This is a genomic window from Streptomyces nigra, from assembly GCF_003074055.1.
Taxonomy (GTDB): domain Bacteria; phylum Actinomycetota; class Actinomycetes; order Streptomycetales; family Streptomycetaceae; genus Streptomyces; species Streptomyces nigra.
This window is the reverse complement of record NZ_CP029043.1, coordinates 6,950,764-6,973,369: the sequence shown is the minus strand read 5'-3', so window position 1 is coordinate 6,973,369 and position 22,606 is coordinate 6,950,764. Positions and strand designations below refer to the sequence as shown.

Sequence of the window (22,606 nt, the reverse complement as noted above, 5' to 3'; positions counted from 1 at the left end):
GTGTCGAACGGTTCATCGAATGGGTGCGTCAGCCGGGGCCGAGGTGGTCGCGGACGGGGCCCAGGGTGAGCAGTCCGCTGCCCGCTCCGGCGAGTTCGGCGGCGGCGGGGGCGAGGGCCGTGCGGGCGCGGGTCAGGACGGGTTCGTCGCCGAGGGCCGCGGCCGCGCGTGCGGTGAGGCACCACAGGGCCTCCTGGAGGAGGTCGGGGGGCGGCTCGGGGGTGGCGTGCAGGGCGTCGCGCGCGTCGTCGCGGTGGCCACCACGGTCCAGGAGGAGCAGAGGGCGCGCCCAGGGGGCGTACGGCCCCAGTCGGTGTCGGTGCCGGTGTCCAGGGGCAGGCCGTGCCGCAGGCGCAGACAGAGCAGGGCGAGCGCGGGCAGCCCGTGGGCGAGGCCCGGCATTCCGGCGCCGTCGAGGAGCGCCGCCGCGTCCCGGTAGGCGGCCTCGGCCTCGGCGGGCGGGGCGTGCTCGGCGGCGTCGCGGCGCAGGGCGGCGTACCAGCCGGTGAACACGGCGACGAGCGGGCGTTCGTGCCGGGCGGCGAGGGTCTCGGCGGCGGCCGCGTGCCGGTCGGCGGCGGTGAAGTCGCCCAGGGCGCATCGGGCCTGGAGGCGGATGAGGTGGCCGAGGATCTCGGAGGAGGACAGGCCGTGCCGGGCGGACAGGGCGACGAGTTCCGCGCCGACGGTGTCCCGGCGGGGCGCGAGCCCCGTGCGCTCGAAGGACTGCATGAACACGGCGTTGAGGGCGAAGGCGAGGACGGCCGGGTCGTCGAGGCGGCGGGCGAGTTCCTCGGCCCGGCGGGCGGCCTCGGGTCCGCGTGGGTCGCGGGTGCCGCGTGACTCCAGGGCGACGGTGGCCAGCAGCCGGGCACGGTCCGCCTCGTGGCCGTCGGCGGGGAGCGCGGCGAGGGTGCGTTCGGCGGCCGCGACGATGTGCCGGGCCCGGTCGGGGTCGTCGAGGCGGGTCCAGATCGCGGGGACGTCGTAGGCGCCGATGATGCGGGCGGTCAGTTCGGGGTCGCCGAGTTCCTCGGCGGCGGTGACGGTGTCGAGGCGCAGGGCGCGGGCGGCGGGCAGGCCGGTGCCGCCGGTCAGGGCGAGGGTGCGCAGCAGTCCGGCGGTGGAGTCGAGGCGGGCTCGGGCGTCGGGGGCGACGGCGCGGTCGTAGGCGGCGGCGACCTGCTCCCAGACGCGGGCGGCGGGGGTGCCGGAGCGGCCCAGGTGCGGGGACTGGCGGAGGATGTCGGCCTCCAGGGCGCGCAGTCCGGGTCCGGGGTCGACGCCGAGTTCGTCGGCGAGGAGGGTGCGGGCCCGGCGCAGGACGTCCAGCGCGTCGGCCTGCCGGCCGGTGCGGTACAGGGCGAGCGCGAGCAGCCGCCAGGCGTTCTCCCGCCAGGGGTGCTCCGCGGTGTGGGCGCGCAGGTCCGCCGCCGCCCGGTCGGCCTGGCCGAGCGCCAGCAGGGACTCGGCGCGCAGTTCGAGGGCGTGCCGGCGCAGATCGGTCAGCCGGTCGGCCTCGGCGCGGGCCCACGGCTCGTCGGCGAACTCGGCGTAGGCGGGTCCACGCCACCAGCCGAGCGCCTCGTCCAGGCGTACGACCGCCTCGGGGGCGGGCAAGGACGCGGCGTCGGAGACGGCCTGTTCGAAGCGCCGGGCGTCGACGGAGTGGGCGGGGATTCGCAGGGCGTAGCCGGGGCCGTCCGTGACGAGGAGCCGGGCCGGGGCGCGTGGCGGCCGGTCGGGTTCGAGGGCGCGGCGCAGTGCGGCGACGAAGGTGCGCAGGGCGCCGACGGCGTTGTCGGGCGGGTCCGTCCAGAGGTCGTGGACAAGGCGGGAGACGGGGACGACGCGGCCCCGGGCGACGACGAGGCGGGCCAGCACCGAGCGGTGCCGGGGGCCTTTCAGCGGGATCGTGTTCCCGTCCGCGTCCCAGGCCGTGACCGGTCCGAGCACTCCGAGACGAGGACCCACGTCTGCCACCGTCCTCCTCCGTCGCCGGTCGCCGGCCGCCGACGGAAAGGGCTGGTCGGTGGCGGTTTCCACGATAGTCGGCGACCGGCCGTGGGGTGGGCGGCGGGGACCGTCGGCGAGGTCTTTCCCAGGTCCCGGGCGTGCTCATCGGCTGCTCATCCGCCGCCCCCAGGATCGGGTGTGTACCCCCTACCCCTTCTGACGCTCGCCGAGAGGAGCGAAGTCATGACGCCTGTCATCCCGGGCTTCGACCAGCACCGTGTGCCCGTCGCCGACGGAGTGGCGCTGCACGCCGCCGTGGGTGGTTCCGGTCCGGCCGTCGTGCTGCTGCACGGCTTTCCGCAGACGCATCTGATGTGGCGCCATGTGGCCGCCGATCTGGCGGCCGACCACACGGTGATCTGCCCGGATCTGCGGGGCTACGGCGCCAGCGACCGGCCGGCGGACACCGACGGCTCCGTCTACGCCAAGCGGACCATGGCCGCCGACGTGGTCGAACTGGCCCGCCGGCTCGGCCACGACCGCTTCGCGCTGGCCGGGCACGACCGGGGCGCCCTGGTGGCGTTCCGCGCCGCCCTGGACCACCCCGGCGCGGTGACCCATCTGGCGTGTCTGGACGTGCTGCCGACGCTGGACATGTGGGACGTGATGCGCGGGGTGAGCGCGGCCGTCGGGTACCACCTGTATCTGATGGCGCAGCCGCCGGGGCTTCCGGAGCGCATGATCGGCGCCGACCCGGACGCGTTCTTCGGGCACTTCCTCGACGCGTGGACCGCCGACCCGCGGGCGATCCCGGACGGCGTGCGGGCGGCCTATCTGTCGGCGTGCCGGGACGCGGTGCCGTCGATCGTGGCGGACTACCGCGCCTCGGCCGGCATCGACGTGGAGCACGACCGGGCCGACCGGGACGCGGGGCGCACCCTGGCCATGCCGGTCGGCGTGCTCCAGCAGGACTGGGGCGCGGCCCTCGGCTACGACGCGGCCGCGGTGTGGCGGGCCTGGGCGCCGGATCTGCGGCACACGACCGTGACCTGCGGTCACTTCATGGCCGAGGAGTCCCCCGGGGAGGTGGTGAAGGCGCTGCGGGACCTGCTGGCGCGCTGAGCGGTCACCAGCGGCCCGGTGCGGTGCCGGTGAGGGGCTGCGACGGTGTGCCGTCCACCCCTACGGGTACGTCGCCGGCCAGCATCACCCGGTGCATGATGCGGGGCGCGTCGAGGTGGGCGGTGTCGGAGGGCGCGAGGTGGATGGTGGCGCGGTTGTCCCAGAAGGCGACGCTCCCCGGTTGCCACCGGAAGCGGACCGTGTACTCGGGCCGTACGGCCTGCTCCAGCAGCATGCCGAGGACGGTGGCGCTCTCGGCGCGGGAGAGGCCGTCGATCTGCTCGACGTAGTAGCCGTTGACGTACAGCACCCGCTCCCCCGTCTCCGGGTGCACCCGCACCAGCGGGTGGAGGGTGGCGACCTGATGGTCCAGCAGATGGCGGACGTAGGCGTCGTCGCCGGGGCGGGGCTGGTAGCCGACGCCGAGCCGGTGCTCGGCCCGCAGCCCGTCGACGAACCGCTGGACGGGGGCGGACAGTCCGGCGTAGGCGGCGGCCAGATTGGCCCAGGTGGTGTCGCCGCCGTACGGGGGCACGGTCTCGGCGCGCAGGATGGTCGCGGCGGGCGGGTCGACGCGGGCCCCGTGGTCGCAGTGCCAGCCGCGCAGCAGATGGTGGCGCCGGCGCCGCAGCCATTCGTCGTGCTCCATGCCGAACCGGCCGCCGAGTTCCAGCCGGTCGGCGGTCGTCTCGATCTCGGGGTGCTTCTCCGGTGAGGCGCTGCCCCTCCGCCGCAGGACGACCGGCTCGCCGAAGCGGCGCGCGAACTCCACGTGCCCGGTGTGGTCCAGCCGCTGGTCCCGGAAGAACACGACCTTCCAGCGGAGGACCGCGGCCCGGATCGCGGCGACCTCCGCGTCGTCCAGTCCCGCGGCGAGGTCGACGCCGGTGATCTCCGCCCCGATGTGCCCGGCGACGGGGTGCACCTCGACCGCCGTGCCGCGTGTCCCGTCCGTGGTGGCCCTGTCCCTGGTCATCAGCACACTCCGTCGGTCGTCCGGACCGGCCCGGTGGCGGCCGGTCGTCGCAGATGATCGTGGCAGTGTCCGCCCGTCCTGGCGACAGGGCCTCCGCCGGAGGGCCGGGAGTCGCCCGCGCCGCGGCGGGGTACCCGGTGCGTTCGGGAAGGAGGCACGCGTGGCCGAGAGGGACGGGCTGCGGGAGTACCGCGGCAAACGCGACTTCGACCGGACACGGGAGCCGCGCGGGCGTGGGGCGTCAGCCGAGGGGGGACCGCGGTTCGTGGTGCAGATCCACGACGCGAGTTCCCTGCACTTCGACTTCCGGCTGCAGGTGGGGGACGTCCTGCGGTCGTGGTCGGTGCCGAAGGGGCCGTCCGGCGACCCCCGGGACAAGCGGCTCGCCCTGCCGACGGAGGACCATCCGCTGGAGTACGAGGACTTCGAGGGCGTGATCCCGAAGGGCGAGTACGGCGGCGGCACCGTGATCGTGTGGGACAGCGGGACGTACGAACCGCTCAGTCATGACCGCCAGGGGCGGCCCGTCGACTTCGCCGAGTCGCTGGAGCGCGGGCACGCCCGGTTCCGGCTGCACGGCTCCAAGCTGCACGGCGAGTTCGCGCTCACCCGGCTCCGCGGCGGCGAGGACGACCGGGAGGCGTGGCTGCTGGTCAGGGCCGGCCGGGGCGCCCATGGGCACGGCACGCCCGACCCGTACCGGGCGCGTTCCGTCCGCAGCGGCCGCACCCTCGCCCAGGTCGCCGCGGACGCCGGTACGGACTGACGGGTCGGGGCCCCGCCGTCAGGCTTCGCGCAGTGCGGCGAGGGCCCGGTCGGCGTGGGTGTTCATCCGCAGTTCGCTGCGGACGACCTCCAGGACCGTGCGGTCCTGCCCGATGACGAAGGTGACCCGCTTGGTCGGGGCGAGCGAGAAGCCGCGGGTCACACCGAACCGCTCGCGGATCGCGCCGTCGGCGTCGGACAGCAGCGGCATGCCCAGGGTGTGGCGGGTGGCGAACTCCTGCTGGCGTTCGACGGCGTCGCCGCTGACGCCGACCGGCTGTGCGCCCACGGCGGCGAACTCGGCGGCGAGGTCCCGGAAGTGGCAGGCCTCGGCGGTGCAGCCGGCGGTGAGGGCCCCGGGGTAGAAGAACAGCACGACCGGTCCGTCGGCGAGCAGTTCGCTCAGGTGCCGTACGGTGCCGGTCTCGTCCGGCAGCGCGAAGTCCTCGACCTTGTCCCCGACCTCGACACGCGCGCTCATACGGTTCCTCCTCGGCTGGCCTGCCGCCGGATGCTACCGGACGGTAGGCGGGCCGGATCGGGTGCCACCGCCCTTGTGCCGCCGGGCGGTTGAGCGGTGGGCGCGGTGTCCGTCAGCCCGTGCGGCCGCCGGGGACCGTCGGAGGGGTCTCGGTGTCCTCCTCGGCGGAGTGGGCGAGGAAGCCGTCGACCATACGGTGGAACAGCGTGGCCAGCTGTCCCAGCTCGGCCGGTGTCCAGTCCGCGAGGGCGACCTGCATACCGCGCGCTCCGGCCTCACGGACCCGGGTGACGGCCTGCCGGCCCGCCTCGGTGAGCTCGATCCGCTGGGCCCTGCGGTCCCCGGGGTCGGGGACGCGGACGACGTGCCCGGACCGCTCCGGCTGCTGTGCGGTGCGGGTGACGTGCGAAGCCTCGACGCCGAGCCGGTGGGCCGGCTCCCCCGGGCGCAGCGGCTCCCCGATCCACGGCGCGGGAGGGCATGCCCGTTCACCCGGTGGGGCGGCCCGGGGCCGCCGATCAGGGGCGATCCGATCAGGGGAAAAGGGCGGCGGGGGCGCGTGAGGTGGGGCGGCGACGTCGAGAACTGACCCGTGAGCCTGCCCCTGATCCCTCCGATGCTCGCCACGCCCGGCAAGCTGCCGCCGGCCGCGCAGGACGCGCGCTGGGCGTACGAGACGAAGCAGGACGGCCAGCGCGCGGTGCTCTACACGGAGGGGGACGGCGACCTGCTGCTGCGCTCCCGCTCCGGTGACGACATCACGGCCGCCTACCCGGAACTGCGGCCGTTGGGCGAGGCGCTGACCGGCACCCCGGCCGTTCTCGACGGGGAGATCCTCGCACTGGACGACGAGGGGCGCGCGAACTTCCAGCTCCTGCAGTCCCGGATGGGGCTGGCGCACGCGCCGGCGAAGGCGGCCCGGATGGCCGCCCGGACCCCGGTCCACCTCGTGCTGTTCGACGTGATGCATCTGCGCGGCGGCTCCCTGCTGGACACGCCGTACTCCCGGCGGCGCGGGCGACTGGAGGAACTGGGGCTGCACGGGCCGTACTGGTCCACCCCGGCCGCGCTGGTCGGGCACGGCGCCGAGGCGCTGGCCGCCACCCGTGAGCACGGCCTGGAGGGCCTGGTGTGCAAGCGGCTGGACTCGCTGTACGAGCCCGGGGTGCGCTCCCGCGCCTGGATCAAGATCCGCAACATGCTCAGCGAGGACGTGATCGTCGGCGGCTGGCTGCCCGGCAAGGGCCGGCTCACCGGTCTGCCGGGCGCCCTGCTGGTGGGTCAGTACGCGCCCGGTGGGAGCCTGCGCTACGTCGGCGGTGTGGGCACCGGCTGGAGCGAGGCCGAGCGCACGGAGCTGGCCGGGCTGCTGCGGGCCGCCGCCACCGACGAGTGCCCGTTCGACCCGGTGCCGCGGGTGGCGGACGCCCGCTGGGTGGTGCCCCGGCTGGTCGGCGAGGTCCGGTACAGCGTGCGCACCCGCTCGGGCATGCTGCGCCAGCCGTCCTGGCTGCGGCTGCGGCCGGACCTGACACCCGAGGAGTCGTCGGCGTACCTGCCGAACGCCCGTTGAGAGCAACGCCGTTCGTTCCTCCAATCTTCACCGTCCGTGGTCTACGGGGCCCTTGGCGCGCGAGTGGAAACCGGGGATCCTGAACTGCCTTTCCCCCCACAGCCGTTGGGCTGCGCCGTACCCCGAGGAGACGCAGTGTCTTCAGAGACGTTCCGCACGCACCGCAGAAGATGGCTCACCGCACTGGCCGGTGCCGCCGCGCTCGTCATGGCCTTCCCCGCCGTGGCCCACGCCGCGCCGCCCCCGGCGCTGCCCGGCAACGCGGAGGCGGCCGAGCGGGCGTACCAGCCCGCCTTCGACTACGACACCGACGGCTGCTACTCGTCCGCCGCCATCGGCCCGGACGGCACCGTCAACCCCGGCCTCAACCCGACGGGCGCGCTCAACGGCAACTGCCGGGACGCCTCGGACCTCGACAACACCAACGCCTACAGCCGCTACAAGTGCAACAACGGCTGGTGCGCCTATCTGTACGGCCTGTACTTCGAGAAGGACCAGGCGCTGCCGGGCGTCAGCCTCGGCGGGCACCGGCACGACTGGGAGCACGTCGTGGTGTGGGTGCAGGGCGACGCCGTGCAGTACGTCTCGACGTCCAACCACGGCTCGTTCACCGTCCACGCGGCGTCGTCGCTGCGCTTCGAGGGCACGCACGCCAAGGTCGTCTACCACAAGGACGGCATCAGCACGCACTGCTTCCGCGCGGCCAACGGCAACGACGAGCCGCCGGAGAACCACAGGCGGACCTGGCAGTATCCGCCGCTGATCGGCTGGAACGGCTACCCGGCGGGCCTGCGCGACAAGCTCGTCGCGCACGACTTCGGCAGCGCCCACTTCGGACTGAAGGACGGCAGCTTCACCAGCCATCTGGCGTCCGCGAAGCCGTCCGGCATCCCCTTCGACCCGAACGCCTGACGCAGGGGGCCCGAACCGCGCCATCGTGTCCTGACGGTGGCGCGCAAGGGTCTATGGTGGCGGCATGTCCGTGCCTGAACTGATCCGTGTCGTCTCCCGTGACTCGCCCATGGCACTCGCCCAAGTGGAGCGCGTCCGCGCCGAGTTGGCGGCCCTGCACCCGGGTGTGCGCACCGAGGTCGTGCCCGTGCGGACGACCGGCGACAAGTGGCTGGGCGACCTGTCCCAGGTGGAGGGCAAGGGAGCGTTCACCAAGGAGGTGGACGCGGCCCTGCTGGCCGGCGAGGCGGACCTCGCCGTGCACTGCCTGAAGGACGTCCCGGCCGACCGGCCGCTGCCCGCGGGGACCACGTTCGCCGCGTTCCTGCAGCGGGACGACATCCGTGACGCGCTGGTGCACCCCGGCGGGCTCACGCTGGACGAGCTGCCGGCCGGCACCCGGATCGGCACCTCCTCGGTGCGCCGGGTCGCCCAGCTCGCGGCCACGCACCCGCATCTGGAGTGCGTGCCGTTCCGCGGCAACGCCAACCGGCGGCTGCGGAAGCTGGCGGACGGCGAGGCGGACGCGCTGCTGCTGGCGGTGGCCGGCCTGGAGCGCATCGGCCGGACCGCCGTGATCAGCGAGGTCCTCTCCCCCGAGACGATGATGCCGCCCATCGGGGCCGGCGTCCTCGCGCTGCAGTGCCGGGAGGGCGACACCGACCTCATCGACGCGGTCAGCGGTCTCGGCGACCCGGACACCTACCGGGAGGCGACCGCGGAGCGCATGCTGCTGCACGTCCTGCAGGGCCACTGCAACAGCCCGATCGCGGGATACGCGCGCGTGGACCGGGGCGGCGAGCTGTCGCTGCGGGCGTGCGTCTTCACCCCGGACGGCAAGACCCGGCTGAACGCCCACGAGTGGGCGGGCCGGCTGGACCCGGCGACCCTGGGCACCTCGGTGGCGGTGGCGCTGCTGCGGCAGGGCGCCCGCGAGATCATCGACGGCATCCCGCACTGAGCCGCGGGCGCGCGGGGCACCGCGTCAGGCGGTGCCCTCCTCGGCCTGCTCCCGCAGGAAGTCGCTGACCTGGAGTGCGAGACCGTCGCGCAGGGTGGCGGCATGGGTGCCGACGGGCTCCTGGAGGCCCAGGCCTCCGGCCCACAGCCGGCGGTCGGCCCACTCCTCCTCGACCCGCAGCTGGATCTGCACATCGACCTGGCTCAGGCTGGCCTCGGGGCCCGCGGCGTACAAAACGGCCGTGGCGCGGCGCAGCGGGTAGACGTCGAAGCCCTCGATGAACTGGGAGTTCCGCCAGTCGATGAAGGCGGCCTCGCCGTCGCGGCCGATCCGTACGTCGATCTGGCCGTCCTCCAGGTGGATGCCGAGGTGCCGCTCACCGCGGTTCTCGACGGTGACCCGCAGCCGGAAGTACGTCTGTCCCTCGGCGGCGTCGTCGCGTCCGCGCGGGGGTTCGGCGGCCTCCAGACCGTGGACGCGGACACGCAGACCGGCATGCTCGTCGTACTCGTGCCAGTCCCCGACCACGTTCGGCTCGTACACAATCCACCTCTCGTCCTGGGCCTGCTTCCTATCTTTGTGCTCAGTGCACTGTCAAATGAGCGGAATGCGCTGTGGCCAGCCCATTCGCACCCTTGATCACCGATCAAGCCGTGGGCAGGAACTATCCGTCCGGCCCGCGGTCCGGCTCGAGCACCACCGTGCCGCACATCACGTTCCCGGCCAAGATCATCGGCTTCGGCATCCGGACGGTCCACGCCTTCGATTCACCCCGGTATGTCCTTCTATCCATGAAATGCGTTTCGAGTCACCGATAAGGGGGAATCTTGAGATATGTGCTTCGGACAGGAGGCACGTCCGTGGGAGCCGACCGACAGCCCCCTGGGTGTCTCCTCAGGTCCGGGTTCGCGCTTCCCACGGTGTCTGTCCCGTCAGCACCGCTGAGGGAGGTGCGCTCGGATGAGTGCCCCCACCAGAACGAAGCAGCATCCGCACGACGACGCCCCGGACACCGCCCGCGCTTTCGAGCGCCTGGTGACCCTGCCCGACGGCCCGGAGCGCAAGGCGCTCAAGGACGAGCTGATCCGCTCCTGGCTGCCCATGGCCGAGCGGATCGCGGTCCGGTTCAAGGGCCGCGGCGAGTCCCTGGAGGACCTGTACCAGGTGGCCGCCCTGGGCCTGGTCAAGGCCGTCGAGCACTACGACCCCGCCCGCGGGCACGCCTTCGAGGCGTACGCCGTGCCCACCATCACCGGTGAGATCAAGCGGCACTTCCGCGACCACATGTGGACCCTGCACGTGCCCCGCCGGGTCCAGGACCTGCGCAACCGGGTGCGTAATTCGACCAAGGAGCTCTCCCAGAGCACCCCGGGACGCGAGCCCACCCTCGCCGAGATCGCCGCGCACGCCCACCTCACCGAGCAGGAGGTGCGCACCGGGATGGAGGCCCTGGAGTGCTTCTCCGCGCTGTCGCTGGAGGCGGAGATGCCCGGCACCGACGGCTACGCGCTGGGGGACGCCATCGGCGGCCCCGACCCCGGGTACGAGGTCGTCGTGGACCGGGTGTCCGTCGAGCCGTGTCTGCGCCGGCTGCCCGAGCGCGAGCGGACCATCCTCTATCTGCGCTTCTTCGGCGGCATGACCCAGAGCCGGATCGCCCAGCAGCTGGGCATCTCCCAGATGCACGTGTCACGGCTGCTCAGCGGATGCTTCGCGCAGCTGCGCGAGGAGCTGCTCACGGAGGCCGCGGCCGCCGAGCCGTCCACGGCGGGATGACTCAGTCCTGACCGGACTCCGGGATCTGCGTCGGGCCGTGCCGTTCGAGGGCCTCCTGCAGCGCGACGCGGATCTCGGCGGGCATCTCGCCCTGCCGGCCCCACAGGATGATCAGCTCGGCGACGCGGCGCAGCTTGATGTTGGTGTGCTGCGAGACGTCCTTCAGGACCGCCCACCCCTGGTCGGGGGTCACCCGGCCGAGCGCGACCACCATGCCGATCGCCTGGTCGACGACGGCGTGCGCGCCCACGGCGCGCCGGAGCTGGTCGACCTCCTCCTGCAGCTCGGCGATCCGGGCGCTGTCGTCGCTGGGCTCGTTCGGTGCGGGCGTCACGGCTCCATCCTCTCCGCCTCGCCCGGCCCGCGCCAGTGAGCGCGGGCCGGTTCCCGTGGGCCGTTTCGGCGCCACGCCGGGGGTACTCGACAGGCTGCGGAGCGGTTCCGGTTGGACACTGTGACGAAGACCGGTGGCCGTCGGCCGAGCGAGACCAGGACGCGACTCATGAACGATGCGAGAACCCCCAGGGGCACGGCCGAGGTCGTGTCCACACACTCCGTGTTCGGCGCACCCTGCTGGGTGAGCCTGACCAGTCGTGGTCTGGAGGCGGCGCAGGACTTCTACTCGGCGGTGCTCGGCTGGCGCTGGCGTCCGGCCACCCTCGGAGACCGCTTCCGGGTGGCGCTGGCCGACGACGTGCCGGTGGCGGGGATCGCCGCGGTCGCCTCGATGTGGCAGATGGCCGTCGCCTGGACGCCGTACTTCGCGGTGCGCAGCGCCGACGAGGCGGTGGCCAGGGTCGCGGAGCGCGGCGGCACCGCGGCGGTGGGGCCGCTGTCCCTGCCGCCGGGGCGCGCGGCACTGCTCGCCGACCGCGACGGCGCCACGTTCGGCGTGTGGGAGGGCGAGCTGATCTCCAACTGGGAGACCTGGCGGCGTGCCGCGCCGACCTTCATCCGGCTGCACACCCGCGACGCCTTCGACGCCGCCATGTTCTACGGCGAGGTGCTCGACTGGGCGAACCAGAGCCCGGGGTGCTGCGAGGTCCACTACGAGGGCGGCGAGGTCGTGCTGCGCAGCGGCGGCGACGTGGTCGCGCGGATCGAGTCGGGGGCCCTGGAGGCCGCGCCCGACCCGACGATCCGGCCGCACTGGCAGGTGCACTTCGCGGTGGCGGACGCCTCGCGCTGCGCGCGGGCCGCGGAGCGCAACGGCGGCAGTGTGCTGTCGCTGAACCCGGAGGAGGCGGTGCTGCGTGACCCGGACGGCGCCCAGTTCACCGTGACCTCGCGTCGCGGCCGGTAGCCCCGGCCGCGACGCGAGGTGCTGCCGCTAGCTGTCCGCCGGGGCGGAGACGCGGGACGGCCTGGAGAGCAGCACCAGGCTGCGGCGTTCGACCAGGAGGGCCGTGCCGGCCTTGTGCTCGGTCTCGTCCGGCGGGCCCTGCGGCTCGGCGGTGTCGATCAGCGTCGTCCAGCGCTCGCCGTAGCCGGCCTGCGGGAGCTGGAACTCGACCGGTTCCCAGTAGCTGTTGAAGAGCAGGAGGAACGAGTCGTCGACGACGGGCCGCCCGCACCAGTCCGGTTCGGCGATCGCGTCGCCGTTGAGGAAGGCGGCCACGGCGCGGGCGTCGGGGCTCTGCCAGTCGTCGTCGTCCATCTCGCGGCCGTCCGGTGAGAACCACACCAGGTCGGGCAGCGGCTGGTCGGGACGGGTGGCCGTCTCCCCCTTGAAGAAGCGGCGCCGGCGCAGAACGGGGTGAGCAGCGCGCAGCCCGATGACGTATCGGGTGAAGTCGGCGAGCGCGCGCTGCTCGTCTGTGAGACGCCAGTCGATCCAGGAGATCTCGTTGTCCTGGCAGTAGGCGTTGTTGTTACCCCTTTGGGTGCGGCCGAGTTCGTCGCCGTGGCAGAGCATGGGGATGCCCTGTGAGAGCAGCAGCGTGGCGAGGAAGTTGCGCTGCTGGCGGGCCCGGAGCCGGAGCACGGCCGGGTCGTCGGTGTCGCCCTCGGTGCCGCAGTTCCAGGAGCGGTTGTGGCTCTCGCCGTCCCGGTTGTCCTCGCCGTTGGCGTCGTTGTGCTTGTCGTTGTAGGAGACGAGGTCGCGCAGGGTGAACCCGTCGTGCGCGGTCACGAAGTTGACGCTGGCGCGCGGACGGCGCCGGCTGTGCGCGTACAGGTCGGAGCTGCCGGTCAGCCGGGAGGCGAACTCGCCGAGCGTGCCGGGCTCGCCGCGCCAGAAGTCCCGTACGGCGTCCCGGTACTTGCCGTTCCACTCCGACCACAGCGGCGGGAAGTTGCCGACCTGGTAGCCGCCCTCGCCGACGTCCCACGGCTCGGCGATGAGCTTGACCCTGCTGATCACGGGGTCCTGCTGGATCAGGTCGAAGAACGCCGACAGCCGGTCCACCTCGTGGAACTGCCGGGCCAGGGTGGCCGCGAGGTCGAAGCGGAAGCCGTCGACATGCATCTCGGTGACCCAGTAGCGCAGCGAGTCCATGATGAGCTGCAGGACGTAGGGGTGGCGCATCAGCAGGCTGTTGCCGGTGCCTGTGGTGTCGTAGTAGTGCGCCCAGTCGCCGTCGACCAGGCGGTAGTAGGAGGCGTTGTCGATACCGCGGAACGACAGGGTGGGGCCGCGTTCGTTGCCCTCGGCGGTGTGGTTGTAGACGACGTCGAGGATGACCTCGAGGCCGGCCTCGTGCAGCGCCTTCACCATCGCCTTGAACTCGCTGACCTGTTCGCCGCGGGTGCCGCGGGCGGCGTAGGCGTTGTGCGGGGCGAAGAAGCCGATGGTGTTGTAGCCCCAGTAGTTGGACAGGCCGCGGTCGAGGAGGACGCCGTCCTGGACGTACTGGTGGACCGGCATCAGCTCGACGGCGGTCACGCCGAGGGACGTCAGATGATCGACGACCGCGGGGTGCGCGAGTCCGGCGTAGGTGCCGCGCAGTTCGGGCGGGACGTCGGGGTGGGTGCGGGTGAGTCCGCGGACGTGTGCCTCGTAGATCACGGTGTCGGCGTACGGCCGTCTGGGGGGCCGGTCGTCACCCCAGTCGAAGTGCGGGTCGGTGACCACGCCGAGCATGGTGTGCCCGGCGCTGTCGGCCGGGGAGGGGCCGCCCGCGGTGCGTTCGAAGAGGGAGGCGTGGTTGTCGACCTGGCCGTCGACGGCCCTGCTGTACGGGTCGAGCAGCAGCTTCGACGCGTTGCAGCGGTGACCGAGGCCGGGGTCCCAGGGGCCGTGCACCCGGTAGCCGTAGCGCTGGCCGGGGCCGACGCCGGGGACGTAGCCGTGCCAGACGAAGCCGTCGACCTCGGTCAGCGGGACGGCGGTGTGCCGGTCCTGGTCGTCGACGAGGACCAGCTCGACGCGTTCGGCGACCTCGCTGAACAGGGCGAAGTTGGTGCCCTGTCCGTCGTGGGAGGCGCCCAGCGGGTAGGGGTGCCCGCTCCAGGCGGACACCCCTGTGCTCAGGTCCTTGCGGCGCCTGCGTGCCGTCACCGGGCCTCCTCGAGGACGCCGTCCCGGACCCCGGCCGCGCCGGCCAGGGCGGCGACGGGCATCGCGCGGGGTACGCGCAGCGCCTCGCGGAGGCTGGGCGCGGGGGCGATCGGCACGAGGGGGGCGCGTTCGCCGGCGCGGGCGCGCTGCGAGAACCAGATGACCTTGCTGCCGGTCTCGGTGGCGCAGCAGCCCCAGCCGTCGCTCATCGCGGCGAGGTGCCGGAGGCAGGCGCGCAGCTCGTGGTCCGGGCGCAGGGCCCGGTCGTTGTCACCGATGGCGGTGATGAGGTGCTGCCCGTTCCACCACATCTCGATCGAGGTGTTCTTGTCCTTCGCGTGCTCGTCGATGGCCCGCAGCAGCATCTCGGTGCCGTGGCGGACGGGTTCGACGAGCGTCTCCAGGTCCCAGTACCTGAGGTGAGCGGCCAGAATTCGGCTGACCTGACCGACCCGTTCAGGGCTGACTTCCACATCGAGGTGGTAGTAGCAGGGCACTGCGGTCTTCACCGTCGTTACCTCCTCACCGCGAAAGCTCCCGCTCTCCTCGTCCCCGCGGGACGGGCCCCGAATGCGGAGCGTGAGCGCTGATCGCCTCTGAGTCATCTCAGAGTGAGTGGCGTACGCCATTCGTGCAACACGAGCGAACGGGTGAGGCGGTAGTTGAAGATCCAACAGGACGCTGCGTCGCCGACCGTGCACCATGTGTGAAGACCTCGATGCCCGCAACGGAACCCGTGTGTGCCGCCCGCACGCACGGGTTCCGCCCGACGGTCGGGAGACGCGCCATCGAGCCCGGAAGTGGAAGGTGAGCGGGGCCATGCTGCTACCGGCCAAAGCCGAAGTCGCCCGCCTGCTGCGGCGGTACCGGGCCTGGGAGCGCGCCATGCTGGCCGCCCCGTCCGACCGAACGGTGCGTGCCACCTTCGAGGACACCGGTTACACCCTGTGCGTTCTGATGGGTAAGCGTTGCGCTCGCGAAGCCGCGGACGCGGCCGAGCAGTACCTGCGTGACACCCCGTCGGCCTACCTGTTGGAGCAGGAGGAACGGCCGCGGACGGTGAGCGTCGCGACCGGGCAGGGCCGGCCGCGGACGCGTCGGCGTTTCCACGCGGGAAGGTAGCCGCCTTCCGGCAGAGTTCGGATCCCCGGCCGGGCCATGTGCCCGGCCTCGAGCACGGTGGAGGTGAACCATGGGCAGGACCAAGAGCAGGACCGGTGCCGGCGCCGGGGCCGTAGGCCGCATCCCGGTACGGGACGTACGGCCGGCCGTGGAGCGCGGCAGGCATCCGGCGAAGGCGGTCGTCGGGGAGACCTTCGAGGTCACCGCCACCGTGTTCCGGGAGGGCCACGACGCCGTGGCCGCCAACGTCGTGCTGACCGATCCGAAGGGCCGCCCGGGTCCCTGGACGCCGATGCACGAACTCGCGCCGGGCTCCGACCGCTGGGGCGCCAAGGTGACCCCGTCGGCGGTGGGACTCTGGACGTTCCATGTGGAGGCCTGGAGCGACCCGGTGGCCACCTGGCGGCACACCGCCCGGATCAAGGTGCCGGCCGGGATCGACGTCGGGCTGGTGCTGGAGGAGGGCGGCGAGCTGTACGAGCGCGCCGCCGCCGGGGTGCCCGACCCGTCGGAGCGGTCGGCACTGCTCGCCGCCGCCGAGGCCCTGCGGGACGACTCCCTGCCTCCGGTGTCCCGGCTGTCGGCGGCCTTCGCGGCCAACGTGGACGCGGTCCTCGGCCGGTATCCGGTGCGGGATCTGGTGACGGCGTCGGAGGCGTTGCCGTTGCTGGTGGAGCGGGAGCGGGCGCTGTTCGGGTCGTGGTACGAGTTCTTCCCGCGCTCCGAGGGCACCCCGGAGCGGCCGCACGGGACGTTCGAGACGGCGGCGCGCCGGCTCCCGGCGATCGCCGCGATGGGCTTCGACGTCGTGTATCTGCCGCCGATCCATCCGATCGGGACGACGTTCCGCAAGGGCCCCGACAACACGCTGTCCGCCGGTCCGGACGATGTGGGGGTGCCGTGGGCGATCGGCTCGCCCGAGGGCGGGCACGACGCCGTCCACCCGGATCTGGGGACGATCGAGGACTTCGACCGGTTCGTGGCCCGCGCGCAGGAGTTGGGGCTGGAGATCGCGCTGGACTTCGCGCTGCAGTGCTCGCCCGATCATCCGTGGGTGTCGAAGCATCCGGAGTGGTTCCACCACCGCCCCGACGGCACGATCGCGTATGCGGAGAATCCGCCGAAGAAGTACCAGGACATCTACCCGATCGCGTTCGACGCGGACATGGACGGGCTGGTCGCGGAGACCCTGCGGATCCTGCGGCACTGGATGGGCCACGGGGTGCGGATCTTCCGCGTGGACAATCCGCACACCAAGCCGGTCGTGTTCTGGCAGCGGGTCATCGCCGACATCAACCGCACCGACCCCGATGTCATCTTCCTGGCGGAGGCGTTCACCCGTCCGGCGATGATGCATACCCTGGCGCAGATCGGATTCCAGCAGTCGTACACGTACTTCACCTGGCGGACCGGCAAGCAGGAGCTGACGGAGTATCTGACCGAGCTGTCCGGGGAGGCCGCCGCCTACATGCGGCCCAACTTCTTCGTCAACACCCCCGACATCCTCCACGCCTACCTCCAGCACGGGCACCGCCCCGCCTTCGAGGTCCGCGCCGTCCTGGCCGCCACCCTCTCCCCCACCTGGGGCGTCTACAGCGGCTACGAACTGTGCGAGAACACCCCCCTGCGCGAAGGCAGCGAGGAGTACCTGAACAGCGAGAAGTACCAGCTGCGCCAACGCGACTGGGAGACCGCCGAACGCGAGGGCCGCACCATCACCCCCCTCATCACCCGGCTCAACACCATCCGCAGGTGCCACCCGGCGCTCCACCGGCTGCGCAATCTGCGCTTCCACCACACCGACAACGACGCCCTCATCGCGTACAGCAAACGCACGGGTCCCGACACGGTGCTGGTGGTCGCCAACCTCGATCCTCAGCACCCCCAGGAGGCCACGGTCTCGTTGGACATGCCGCAACTCGGGCTGGACTGGGACGCCTCCCTGTCCGTGCTCGACGAACTGACGGGTGAGACCTACCGCTGGGGCAGGGCCAACTACGTACGGCTGGAGCCCGGAAGGGCCCCCGCGCACGTCTTCCACGTCCAGGCATCGCCACCGCAGATCGGAGGGTCCTCCACCTCATGACCGTCAACGAGCCCGTCCTGGACACCTTCGAGGACACCCCCGTCAAGGACCGTGACCCCGACTGGTTCAAACGTGCCGTCTTCTACGAGGTCCTGGTCCGCTCCTTCCAGGACAGCAACGGCGACGGCGTGGGCGACCTCAAGGGCCTGACCGCCAAGCTCGACTACCTGCAATGGCTCGGTGTCGACTGCCTGTGGCTGCCGCCCTTCTTCAAGTCCCCGCTGCGCGACGGCGGCTACGACGTCTCCGACTACACGGCCGTCCTGCCGGAGTTCGGGAACCTCGCCGATTTCGTGGAGTTCGTGGACGCGGCCCATCAGCGCGGGATGCGGGTCATCATCGACTTCGTCATGAACCACACGAGTGATCAGCACCCGTGGTTCCAGGAATCCCGCAAGGACCCCGAAGGCCCCTACGGCGACTACTACATGTGGGCCGACGACGACAAGGCCTACCCCGACGCCCGCATCATCTTCGTCGACACCGAAGCGTCCAACTGGACCTTCGACCCGGTCCGCAAGCAGTACTACTTCCACCGCTTCTTCTCCCACCAGCCCGACCTCAACTACGAGAACCCGGCCGTGCAGGAGGAGATCCTCTCCGCCCTGAAGTTCTGGCTCGACCTCGGCATCGACGGCTTCCGCCTCGACGCCGTCCCCTACCTCTACGCCGAAGAGGGCACCAACTGCGAGAACCTCCCGGCCACACACGCCTTCCTCAAGCGGGTCCGGCGCGAGATCGACGCCATGTACCCCGACACGGTGCTGCTGGCGGAGGCGAACCAGTGGCCCGAGGACGTCGTCGACTACTTCGGCGACTACGCCTCCGGCGGCGACGAATGCCACATGGCCTTCCACTTCCCGGTCATGCCCCGCATCTTCATGGCCGTGCGCCGCGAGTCCCGCTACCCCGTCTCGGAAATCCTGGCGAAGACCCCGGCGATCCCGTCCGGCTGCCAGTGGGGCATCTTCCTGCGCAACCACGACGAGCTGACCCTGGAGATGGTCACCGACGAAGAGCGCGACTACATGTGGGCCGAGTACGCCAAGGACCCCCGCATGCGCGCCAACATCGGCATCCGGCGCAGACTCGCACCCCTGCTGGACAACGACCGGCACTCCATCGAGCTGTTCACCGCCCTGCTGCTCTCGCTGCCCGGTTCGCCGATCCTCTACTACGGCGACGAGATCGGCATGGGCGACAACATCTGGCTCGGCGACCGCGACGCCGTCCGCACCCCCATGCAGTGGACGCCCGACCGCAACGCCGGCTTCTCCACGTGTGACCCCGGACGGCTCTGCCTGCCGACGATCATGGACCCGGTCTACGGCTACCAGGTCACGAACGTCGAGGCGTCGATGTCCTCGCCGTCCTCGCTGCTGCACTGGACCCGGCGCATGATCGAGATCCGCAAGCAGAACCCCGCCTTCGGACTCGGCTCCTACACCGAGCTGAACTCCTCCAACCCGGCCGTCCTCGCCTTCCTGCGCGAGTACGAGGACGACCTGGTGCTGTGCGTGCACAACTTCGCCCGCTTCTCGCAGCCCACCGAACTCGATCTGCGTGAGTTCAGCGGACGCGTCCCCGTCGAACTGTTCGGCGGCGTCCGCTTCCCCGCCATCGGCGAGCTGCCGTATCTGCTGACCCTCGGGGGCCACGGCTTCTACTGGTTCCGGCTCACCCGAGTCGCATCCCGCATCGGCAGACGATCTTGAGTCTGAGCTTCGAGCGACTGCCGAGGAAAGGACGCGTCACCATGCAGAAGACCGCAATCGCCCGACCGGGCCGTACGGCCGACGCCGGCCCCATGGCGTCGCTCTCCGGCCTGCTGCGCGAATGGCTGCCGCGGCAGCGCTGGTTCGCCGGCAAGGACCGGCCGGTCACGGACCTCGCCCTGCTGTCCATGACCGAACTCTTCCCGGGCTGTCTGCACCTGCTGGTGCACGCCGGTCACTCGGCCGTCCCCTCCCCCGGCGGCGCCCCGCCGGCCGGTGACTGCTACCAGCTGCTGCTCGGCGTACGGCAGCACCCGTCGCCGCGGCTCGGCCGCGCGCTGATCGGCCGGGCGGAGGAAGGCCCGCTGGCCGGGATGACGGTCTTCGACGCGCTGCAGGACCCCCGCTCGGCACAGCTGCTCCTGGAGCGGCTGCGGCATCCCGGGGACGCGGGTCCGCTGCGCTTCGAGGGCGACCCGTCCGTGCCGGTGCCGGCCGGTCTCGTGCCCCGGCTGCTGGACGCGGAGCAGTCCAACTCCTCGCTGGTGTACGGCGACGCATTCATCCTGAAGCTGTTCCGGCGCATCCAGCCGGGCGTCAACCCCGATCTGGAGCTGTCCGGGGCGCTGGCCGGCCAGGGCTGCCGGCGGGTGCCGGCCCCGGTGGCCTGGTTCCGTACGACGCGCCCCTGGGAGGCCACGCTCGGGGTGCTCCAGCCGTTCCTGCGGGACGCCTCGGACGGCTGGACGCTCGCCCTCTCGGCGCTCGCCTCCGGTGACGACTTCACCGCCGAGGCGCGCCAGCTGGGCCGGGCGACGGCCGAGGTGCATCTGGCGCTGGCGTCGGCGTTCCCGTCCCGCGCGCACGGCGAGAACGGCCGGATGGCGGCGGCCATGACCGAGCGTCTGGAGCTCGCCGCGCACTTCGTGCCCGCGCTCCAGCCCCATGTCCCCGGACTGCGCACGGCCTTCGGCGCGCTCGCGGGCTGCGACCCGGGCCCGCCGGACCAGCGCATCCACGGCGACCTGCATCTCGGGCAAGTGCTGCGGGCAGGGCGGGAGTGGTTCGTCATCGACTTCGAGGGCGAGCCGTCCCGGCCGCTGGCCGAGCGGCGTGGTGTGCACTCCCCGGTGCGCGACATCGCCGGGATGCTGCGCTCCTTCGACTACGCCGCCCGGCAGCGCCGGCCGTGGCGTCCGGAGTGGGCGCGCCGCTGCCGCGAGGCCTACTGCGCGGGCTACGCGTCGCTCGCCGGATGGGACCCGCGCAAGAAGCACGGACTGCTCCGTGCCTATGAGACCGACCGCGCCGTGTACGAGGTGCTGTACGAGGCCCGGCACCGACCCGACTGGTTGCCCGTACCTATGGCGGCGATCGAACGCCTCGCCGTGAGAGGAGCCTGACCGATGGCCCTGCACGAGACCTCGCGCCCCGAGTCCGCCGGAGCGAGCCGGAGCCTGACCGCCCCGGCCCTGGATCCCGGCGACCGCGACCGCCTGCTGGCGGGCACCCACCACGATCCGCACGCCCTGCTCGGGGCGCATCCCGTCCCCGGCGGGATCGCGGTGCGCGCGCTGCGCCCGTTCGCGCGGGCGGTGAGCGTGCTGGTGGACGGCGAGCGCACCGCGCTGGTCTCGGAAGGCGGCGGGCTGTTCTCCACGGTGCTGCCGCTGCCGCGGATCCCCGCGTACACGCTGCTGGTGTCGTACCAGGAGGACGGCGGCGACGAGCACGAGACGCACGACCCGTACCGCTTCCTGCCGGCCCTGGGCGAGCTGGACCTCCATCTGATCCGGGAGGGCCGGCACGAGGAGCTGTGGAAGGCGCTCGGCGCCGAGCCCATGGAGCACCAGGGCGTGGCCGGCACCCGCTTCACCGTCTGGGCGCCGAACGCGCAGGGTGTGCGGGTCGCCGGGGACTTCTGCCACTGGGACGGGACGGCGTTCCCGATGCGGTCCCTCGGCGCGTCCGGGGTGTGGGAGCTGTTCCTGCCGGGCATCGGCGAGGGCACCCGGTACAAGTTCGAGATCACCTCCCGGTACGGCCACCGCTTTCTGAAGGCCGACCCGATGGCGCGGCGCGCGGAGGTGCCGCCGGACACGGCGTCGATCGTGCACGCCTCGCGCTACGAGTGGGGCGACGCGCGGTGGATGGCGCACCGCGGTGACGTCCCGGTGCACGAGGCCCCGTTCTCCGTGTACGAGGTGCATCTGCCGTCGTGGCGGCCGGGGCTGACGTACCGGCAGCTCGCCGAGGAGCTGCCCGCGTACGTCGCCGACCTCGGTTTCACGCATGTCGAGCTGATGCCGGTGGCGCAGCACCCGTTCGCGGGCTCGTGGGGCTACCAGGTCACCGGGTTCTACGCGCCCCTGTCCCGGCTCGGCGGTCCCGACGACTTCAAGTACCTGATCGACTCGCTGCACCGGGCCGGGATCGGCGTGATCATGGACTGGGTGCCGGCGCACTTCCCGAAGGACGACTGGGCGCTGGCCCGGTTCGACGGGGACCCGCTGTACGAGCCCGGGGACGCCCGGCGGGCCGAGCACCCGGACTGGGGGACCTTCGAGTTCGACTTCGGGCGGACCGAGGTGCGCAACTTCCTGGTGGCCAACGCGACGTACTGGTGCGAGGAGTTCCACATCGACGGCCTGCGGGTGGACGCCGTCGCCTCCATGCTCTACCTGGACTACTCGCGTGAATCCGGGGAGTGGGCGCCGAACGCCTACGGCGGTCGGGAGGACCTGGCCGCGATGACGTTCCTGCAGGAGATGAACGCGACCGTGTACCGGCGCAATCCGGGGGTCGTCACGATCGCGGAGGAGTCCACCGCGTGGGGCGGGGTGACCCGGCCGACGGACAGCGGCGGGCTGGGCTTCGGTCTGAAGTGGAACATGGGGTGGATGCACGACTCGCTGGAGTACATCGCCAAGGAGCCGGTGCACCGCAAGTACCACCACAACGAGATGACGTTCTCGATGGTGTACGCGTACAGCGAGAACTACGTCCTGCCGATCTCGCACGACGAGGTCGTGCACGGCAAGCAGGCGCTGGTGTCGAAGATGCCCGGCGACTGGTGGCAGCGGCGGGCGAACCACCGGGCCTACCTGGGCTTCATGTGGGCCCACCCGGGCAAGCAACTGCTGTTCATGGGGCAGGAGTTCGCGCAGGGCGCGGAGTGGTCGGAGGCGCACGGCCCGGAGTGGTGGCTGACGGACCCGGGGTACGCCTCGGCCGGCGACCACGTCGGGGTGCGCGATCTGGTCCGTGATCTCAACACCGTGTACCAGGCCACCCCGGCGCTGTGGCAGCGCGACACCGATCCCGCCGGCTTCCAGTGGTCGCTGGGGGACGCCGCCGACGACAACGTCTTCGCGTTCCTGCGGTACGACGCCGAGGGGGCGCCACTGTTCTGCGTCTCGAACTTCTCGCCCGTCGTCCGGCACGACTACGCCCTGTGGGTCCCGGACCACGTCACGGCGTGGCGCGAGACCCTGAACACGGACGCGGCGCGGTACGGCGGCAGCGATGTCACCAACCCCGGCCCGCTCAAGCCGGAGGACGGGCGGCTGCGGCTGACGCTGCCTCCGCTGGCCACGGTGTGGCTCACACCGGGTCTGTGACGG

At 72.2% G+C, this 22,606-nt stretch carries 18 protein-coding genes and 2 pseudogenes; 12 read left to right on the top strand and 8 right to left on the bottom strand.

Annotation, left to right across the window (positions count from 1 at the left end; genetic code table 11):
* Positions 1-28: 28 nt before the first annotated feature.
* Positions 29-1,974, bottom strand: a pseudogene (locus tag DC008_RS32090) (AfsR/SARP family transcriptional regulator).
* Between the two features lie 225 nt (positions 1,975-2,199).
* Here DC008_RS32090 and DC008_RS32085 point away from each other — a divergent pair.
* Positions 2,200-3,078 carry an alpha/beta fold hydrolase gene (locus DC008_RS32085; RefSeq protein WP_108709994.1) on the top strand — a complete coding sequence of 293 codons (879 nt, stop codon included), beginning with the start codon at positions 2,200-2,202 and terminating at the stop codon, positions 3,076-3,078.
* Between the two features lie 4 nt (positions 3,079-3,082).
* On the opposite strand, the gene DC008_RS32080 is transcribed toward DC008_RS32085, so the two are convergent.
* Complete coding sequence (locus DC008_RS32080; protein WP_108709993.1) at positions 3,083-4,054, bottom strand: TauD/TfdA dioxygenase family protein; 972 nt, start codon at positions 4,052-4,054, stop codon at positions 3,083-3,085.
* Positions 4,055-4,214: 160 nt separating this feature from the next.
* Here DC008_RS32080 and DC008_RS32075 point away from each other — a divergent pair, with 160 nt between their 5' ends.
* Positions 4,215-4,820 carry a DNA polymerase ligase N-terminal domain-containing protein gene (locus tag DC008_RS32075; RefSeq protein WP_108709992.1) on the top strand — a complete coding sequence of 202 codons (606 nt, stop codon included), beginning with the start codon at positions 4,215-4,217 and terminating at the stop codon, positions 4,818-4,820.
* Positions 4,821-4,838: 18 nt separating this feature from the next.
* On the opposite strand, the gene DC008_RS32070 is transcribed toward DC008_RS32075, so the two are convergent.
* Positions 4,839-5,300 (bottom strand): peroxiredoxin, encoded by a 462-nt coding sequence (locus tag DC008_RS32070; RefSeq protein ID WP_108709991.1) that lies wholly within the window; start codon positions 5,298-5,300, stop codon positions 4,839-4,841.
* A 112-nt stretch (positions 5,301-5,412) separates the two neighbouring features.
* Positions 5,413-5,757: pseudogene (locus DC008_RS32065) on the bottom strand (MarR family winged helix-turn-helix transcriptional regulator); the annotation flags it as partial.
* A 135-nt stretch (positions 5,758-5,892) separates the two neighbouring features.
* Here DC008_RS32065 and DC008_RS32060 point away from each other — a divergent pair.
* The 3 genes from DC008_RS32060 to hemC all read left to right on the top strand — a co-directional run bounded on the left by DC008_RS32060 (position 5,893) and on the right by hemC (position 8,785).
* Positions 5,893-6,873 carry an ATP-dependent DNA ligase gene (locus DC008_RS32060; RefSeq protein ID WP_108709990.1) on the top strand — a complete coding sequence of 327 codons (981 nt, stop codon included), beginning with the start codon at positions 5,893-5,895 and terminating at the stop codon, positions 6,871-6,873.
* 135 nt (positions 6,874-7,008) lie between these two features.
* On the top strand, positions 7,009-7,785 hold the full coding sequence (locus DC008_RS32055; RefSeq protein WP_108709989.1) for an NPP1 family protein: 777 nt from the start codon (positions 7,009-7,011) through the stop codon (positions 7,783-7,785).
* Positions 7,786-7,849: 64 nt separating this feature from the next.
* Complete coding sequence (gene hemC / locus DC008_RS32050; protein WP_108709988.1) at positions 7,850-8,785, top strand: hydroxymethylbilane synthase; 936 nt, start codon at positions 7,850-7,852, stop codon at positions 8,783-8,785.
* Between the two features lie 24 nt (positions 8,786-8,809).
* Here hemC and DC008_RS32045 read toward each other — a convergent pair whose 3' ends face one another.
* Positions 8,810-9,328, bottom strand: a complete 519-nt coding sequence (locus DC008_RS32045) for a hypothetical protein (RefSeq protein WP_108709987.1) — start codon at positions 9,326-9,328, stop codon at positions 8,810-8,812.
* 417 nt (positions 9,329-9,745) lie between these two features.
* Between DC008_RS32045 and DC008_RS32040 the strand changes: the two genes are divergently transcribed.
* Complete coding sequence (locus DC008_RS32040) at positions 9,746-10,561, top strand: SigB/SigF/SigG family RNA polymerase sigma factor (protein ID WP_108709986.1); 816 nt, start codon at positions 9,746-9,748, stop codon at positions 10,559-10,561.
* 1 nt (position 10,562) lies between these two features.
* Here DC008_RS32040 and DC008_RS32035 read toward each other — a convergent pair whose 3' ends face one another.
* Positions 10,563-10,895: an ANTAR domain-containing protein gene (locus DC008_RS32035; RefSeq protein ID WP_108709985.1), complete on the bottom strand. Its 333-nt coding sequence runs from the start codon at positions 10,893-10,895 to the stop codon at positions 10,563-10,565.
* 168 nt (positions 10,896-11,063) lie between these two features.
* Here DC008_RS32035 and DC008_RS32030 point away from each other — a divergent pair, with 168 nt between their 5' ends.
* Complete coding sequence (locus tag DC008_RS32030; RefSeq protein WP_108709984.1) at positions 11,064-11,864, top strand: VOC family protein; 801 nt, start codon at positions 11,064-11,066, stop codon at positions 11,862-11,864.
* A 27-nt stretch (positions 11,865-11,891) separates the two neighbouring features.
* On the opposite strand, the gene glgX is transcribed toward DC008_RS32030, so the two are convergent.
* Positions 11,892-14,060, bottom strand: coding sequence for a glycogen debranching protein GlgX (gene glgX / locus DC008_RS32025; protein ID WP_208646041.1), 2,169 nt, complete (start codon positions 14,058-14,060; stop codon positions 11,892-11,894).
* The gene (locus tag DC008_RS32020; protein WP_108709983.1) at positions 14,057-14,569 is read right to left on the bottom strand and encodes a pep a2; all 513 of its coding nucleotides are present in this window, start codon (positions 14,567-14,569) and stop codon (positions 14,057-14,059) included. The genes glgX and DC008_RS32020 overlap by 4 nt, the downstream gene beginning before the upstream one ends.
* Before the next feature lie 310 nt (positions 14,570-14,879).
* On the opposite strand from DC008_RS32020, the gene DC008_RS32015 reads away from it, so the two are divergent.
* From DC008_RS32015 to glgB, 5 genes are all read left to right on the top strand, one after another.
* The gene (locus DC008_RS32015) at positions 14,880-15,182 is read left to right on the top strand and encodes a DUF5133 domain-containing protein (RefSeq protein ID WP_108710961.1); all 303 of its coding nucleotides are present in this window, start codon (positions 14,880-14,882) and stop codon (positions 15,180-15,182) included.
* A gap of 70 nt (positions 15,183-15,252) precedes the next feature.
* Positions 15,253-17,268 (top strand): alpha-1,4-glucan--maltose-1-phosphate maltosyltransferase, encoded by a 2,016-nt coding sequence (locus tag DC008_RS32010; RefSeq protein WP_108709982.1) that lies wholly within the window; start codon positions 15,253-15,255, stop codon positions 17,266-17,268.
* Positions 17,265-18,983, top strand: coding sequence for a maltose alpha-D-glucosyltransferase (gene treS / locus DC008_RS32005; protein ID WP_108709981.1), 1,719 nt, complete (start codon positions 17,265-17,267; stop codon positions 18,981-18,983). The genes DC008_RS32010 and treS overlap by 4 nt, the downstream gene beginning before the upstream one ends.
* Positions 18,984-19,024: 41 nt before the next feature.
* On the top strand, positions 19,025-20,386 hold the full coding sequence (locus DC008_RS32000) for a maltokinase N-terminal cap-like domain-containing protein (RefSeq protein ID WP_108709980.1): 1,362 nt from the start codon (positions 19,025-19,027) through the stop codon (positions 20,384-20,386).
* Positions 20,387-20,389: 3 nt separating this feature from the next.
* Positions 20,390-22,603: a 1,4-alpha-glucan branching enzyme gene (glgB, locus tag DC008_RS31995; RefSeq protein ID WP_108709979.1), complete on the top strand. Its 2,214-nt coding sequence runs from the start codon at positions 20,390-20,392 to the stop codon at positions 22,601-22,603.
* The last annotated feature ends 3 nt before the right edge of the window (positions 22,604-22,606 follow it).